This window comes from Vibrio sp. 811 (genome assembly GCF_033339195.1).
The window spans coordinates 1-710 of the sequence record NZ_JAWOUB010000394.1 but is presented as its reverse complement, the minus strand read 5'-3'; the positions used below and the strand labels follow the sequence as shown (position 1 = coordinate 710).

The 710-nt window shown below is 47.6% G+C and carries 1 protein-coding gene; it reads right to left on the bottom strand.

The window, feature by feature from the left end; all coding sequences use genetic code 11:
* A partial coding sequence (locus R7Q46_RS27090) for an MgtC/SapB family protein (protein WP_318078247.1) occupies positions 1–710 on the bottom strand: 710 nt, incomplete at both ends.

The following is a 710-nucleotide window of genomic DNA, read 5'->3' as shown; positions in this document are numbered from 1 at the left end:
TGCCACTGGCAAGTAATGGGCTGATATTGGCTTGCTCCCGAGAAAGATGGGAAAACTGCAGTGTTAACGCCGTCGAAGAACTTAAACCTGCAAAAATGGAAGTGAACAATATGCCACGTTTCGCCCCACCGATTTTGATTGCGAAATAGCCCACAAACGAAATACTGGCAATCAACACAACCATCCACCAAATCTCGTAAGGGTTAAGAGCGTTCCAAGGGCCATAGGATTGATTTGGAAGAAGCGGCAATAACACGATGGAGATAATCAGCAACCGGAGCGCTGCATCTAGCTCGTATTCCTGTAATTTTTGCAACGCTTGGTGAAGTTCTCGTTTGTTGTCGAGCACCACTGCGGTAATCACAGCTGCAGATGCCGCAAGCACCGCTTCTCCCGACACAGCTAAACTGCCCAACACAAACGTCACCAACAAGCTAACCACGCCAGTAATACTGATATCGCGACTCTTCTTCTGCTGCATGATAAACGCGATACACGCCAATATCACCAACGCAATCAAGGCAAAACCAAGCAATAAAGGAGAATAGAGATCCGCAAGAATCGCGACAAGACCACCAAGTAACCCGACAAGAGAGAACGTACGAATACCAGCTACACGACTACCTTCAACACTATTTCGCATCACCCAGCCGCGCTGTGTCCCAATAATCGCACCCAATAGCAAGGCAATAAGCAGATTCCAGATAAGA